2 protein-coding genes and 1 pseudogene are annotated in these 3,469 nt (G+C 70.8%); all 3 read right to left on the bottom strand.

The window, feature by feature from the left end; translation table 11 throughout:
• Nucleotides 1-289: 289 nt before the first annotated feature.
• Nucleotides 290-1,543 carry a D-arabinono-1,4-lactone oxidase gene (locus V7053_RS18370; protein WP_334173698.1) on the bottom strand — a complete coding sequence of 418 codons (1,254 nt, stop codon included), beginning with the start codon at nucleotides 1,541-1,543 and terminating at the stop codon, nucleotides 290-292.
• Nucleotides 1,544-1,611: 68 nt separating this feature from the next.
• The gene (locus tag V7053_RS18365; RefSeq protein ID WP_334173697.1) at nucleotides 1,612-3,042 is read right to left on the bottom strand and encodes a xylulokinase; all 1,431 of its coding nucleotides are present in this window, start codon (nucleotides 3,040-3,042) and stop codon (nucleotides 1,612-1,614) included.
• A gap of 5 nt (nucleotides 3,043-3,047) precedes the next feature.
• Nucleotides 3,048-3,469, bottom strand: a pseudogene (locus tag V7053_RS18360) (xylose isomerase); the annotation flags it as partial.

Here is a 3,469-nt window from a genome sequence, read left to right as displayed (position 1 = left end):
CACCCCAGCCCCAACTCGGGCACACCAACTCCACCCCAGCCCCAACTCGGGCACAGACATCGTCTCCCCCACCAGAGGGCGACGACGGCGAAAGTCACCTTCCGCCGTCGTCGGCTTCTTCACTTCGGTACGCCCCATTCGTTTCGGGAACGCGTACCCGAAACGAACGCTGGCGTGCGTACCTGTACCCGAAACATTCCGACGAGGAGTTGGTGCACCCGAGATGGCCAGGGGCGCGCAGATCTGCTCCCGAGACGCCGACAGACGTGAGTTGGTGTACCCGAAACGATTAGGCGAGGACGCGTTCGAGGTACCGGTTGCGGAACTTCCCGTCCGGGTCGCGCTTCGAGACCAGGCCCCGGAAGTCCTCGAACCGCGGATACAGCTCGGCGAGCTCGGCGGTCGGCACGGTGAAGAGCTTCCCCCAGTGCGGGCGGGCGGCGAACGGGGCCAGAGCTGCCTCGAGTTCAGGCAGGAAGGCCTCGACCGCGGCCTGCATCGGCCGCCACGTGAAGTGCAGCGCCACGCTGTCCTGGCGGTACGAGGGGCTCAGCCAGAACTCGTCTGCCGCGATGGTGCGGACCTCCGAGACGAACAGCAGCGGCGCGAGCTTCCCCGCGAGGCCACGCACCGCCTCGAACGCCGAAGCGGCGTGCGCGCGCGGGAGCAGGTACTCGGTCTGCAGCTCGTCGCCCGCGCTCGGGGTGAACTCGTGCCGAAAATGCGGGAGCCGGTCGAGCCACGGGCCGGGGACGTCGAGCTGCTGGGTGCAGTTGACCGCGTCCATTTCGGGCAGCGGGTGCCGGGGCCTGGTCGCGGGACGAGCGCCGTGGAAGCTCGAAGGAGACGCTCCGCCTCCTTCGCCGCCCGCATCCGACCGCACCTTCCGCCAGACCTGCGGCACGAGCTCCCCCGCGTAATCCGTGAACAGCGAGACGCTGTACCCGTCCCCGGCCACCGCGTCGTAGTCCGCGAGCACCGTGTCCCACGGGAGATCCTCGTACACCTGCTGCCGCACCGTGTAGGTCGGCTCGACCGCGAGCTCGAGCGCCGTCACGATCCCGAGGGCGCCAAGGCCGACGACGCTGCCGAGGAACTCGTCGCCGTCGCCCTCCTCGAGCCGCTCCACTTCGCCCGACGCGCGCACGAATTCGACGGCCTTCACGGCAGACGCCAGCGCCTGGTTCGCGATCCCCGAGCCGTGGGTGCCCGTCTGCACGGCCCCCGCAACGGAGATGTGCGGGAGCGACGCCATGTTGTGCAAGGCCCAGCCCTCGCGCTCAAGCGCAACGCCGAGGTCGCCGTAGGTCAGCCCGCCGGGCACCCGGACGAGGCGCCGCACCGAATCCACCTCCACAGAGCCCGGCAGCCGGTCCAGGACGACCTGCACCCCGTCCGTGTCGGCCACGTCGTTGAAGCAGTGCCGCGACCCCAGGGCCTTCACCCGCTCGGCGCGGGCGACGATCTCCGAAAGCTCCTCCACAGACCCCGGCCGCGCCACCGACGCCGCCGAATACTCCAGATTCCCAGCCCAGTTCTTCATGCTTTCCTTCAGTTCAGGGGTCGGTGATGATCGGGACCATTCATGACCGGGGGTCACTGGTGACCGGGTCAGGGGTGGCTCAGCGCAGCCGCCGCGCGGTACCGCTCGAGCACCTCCGGGGACGCGGGGGCGGTGACCATCGTCGTCCCCGAATTCTCCCACTCGGGAAGATGCCCGAGCAGGACTCCAGCCGCCTGCCGCGCGGCGCCGTCGGCCACGTACTCCCCCGGTTCGGGGACGAGCACGGGCATGCCGAAGATGCCTGCCGCAGCTTGCTGAATTGCTTCGGAGCGCGCCGCGCCGCCCACGAGGATGACGCGTTCGGCCGCAACACCGAGCGCGGTGAGCGCCGCGAGGCCGTCCGCGAGCGAGCACACGATGCCCTCGACGGCGGCCCGCGCGAGGTTCGCGGGCGTGTAGTTCCGGAGCGTCAGGCCGTGTAGGGAACCGGTCGCATCCGGCAGGTTGGGCGTCCGCTCGCCCTCGAAGTACGGCACGAGCGTGAGGCCCTCGGCCCCGACGGGGGCGGCCAGCGCTAGTCGGGTGAGCTCGGGCAGCGTGACCCCGAGCAGGGCCGCGCTCGCGTCCAGCACGCGGGACGCGTTGAGCGTGCACGCAAGCGGGAGGTAGTGCCCGCTCGCGTCGGCGAATCCGGCCACGAGGCCCGAGACGTCCGACGTCGGGCGGTCGGCGACGGCGAAGACCGTCCCCGAGGTGCCGATCGAGACGACGACGTCGCCGAGCGAGGCACCCACGCCGAGCCCGGCACCGGCGTTGTCGCCCGCGCCGGGCCCGATGAGGGCACCGGCGGGAGTCGTGCCCGCCGCCTCGAGCGGCCCGAGGACCTCAGGGAGCACGGGCACGTGGCCCAGAGTCCGCTCGAGGACCTCAGGGAGGTACTGCCCGGTGATCGGCGAGAAGTAGCCGGTGCCCGAGGCGTCGGAGCGGTCGGTGCGCAGGGAGTCGAGCGAGGGCTCGAGACCATGGCTCCGGGGGCCGTGTCCGGCCAGCCGCCACATGAGCCAGTCGTGCGGAAGGCACACGGCCGCCGTCCTGGCCGCGTTCTCCGGCTCATTCTCGGCGAGCCACCGAAGCTTGGTGGCGGTGATCGACGCAACGGGGACGGTGCCGGTCTCCTCGGCCCACCACCGGGCGCCCGCGGCGGCATCGCCGTCCCCTGCTTCCTTGACCAGAGCCGCCGCAGCCCCCGCCGAACGCGTGTCATTCCACAGGAGCGCGGGCCGCACGACCTCGCCGTCGGAATCGAGGCACACCATGCCATGCTGCTGGCCGCCCACCGAGATCGCGGCCACGTCGTCGAGCCCGCCCGCCGCAGCGATGGCTGCCTCGAGCGCGTCCCACCAGGCATCGGGATGGACCTCGGTGCCAGCCGGGTGCGGCGCCGAGCCGAAACGCTCAAGCGCTCCGGTCTCGGCGTCGCGCACCACGACCTTGCAGGACTGCGTCGAGCTGTCGACTCCCGCTACGAGCTTGCCCATGCCTTCTAGCGTGCTCCGGTGAGGTGCTCGAGCGCGAGCTGGTTGAGCTTGATGAACGCGAACGAGCGCTGCGCTGCCTGATCGGCGTCGAACGACTCGAAGGAGGTCTCGTCGGCGAGGAGATCCGCGGCGGTCTCTCCGGCGGCGAGCGTGGACTCGCCGAGCTCGAAGACGCCCGAGGCACGAAGGGCGTCCTGAACCTCCGGATCGGCGCGGAACGCCGTTGCACGCTCCTTGAGGATCAGGTACATCCGCATGTTGGCGCGCGCAGACTCCCACACGCCGTCGTAGCCGTCGGTGCGGGACGGCTTGTAGTCGAAGTGGCGCGGGCCCTCGTAGCGCGGGCCGCCGTTGGGGAAGCCGTTCTCGAGGAGGTCCACCGTGAAGAACGCGCTCGTGAGGTCGCCGTGGCCGAACACGAGGTCCT

The organism is Sinomonas sp., assembly GCF_036848755.1.
Lineage (GTDB): Bacteria > Actinomycetota > Actinomycetes > Actinomycetales > Micrococcaceae > Sinomonas.
Note: the sequence above shows the minus strand (reverse complement) of the source record. Positions and strands in the feature narration are given on the sequence as shown.

Excerpts from the sequence above, each read along its gene's own strand:
- V7053_RS18370 (WP_334173698.1), bottom strand. The coding sequence starts at position 1,543 with ATGAAGAACTGGGCTGGGAATCTGGAGTATTCGGCGGCGTCGGTGGCG.
- V7053_RS18365 (WP_334173697.1), bottom strand. The coding sequence starts at position 3,042 with ATGGGCAAGCTCGTAGCGGGAGTCGACAGCTCGACGCAGTCCTGCAAG.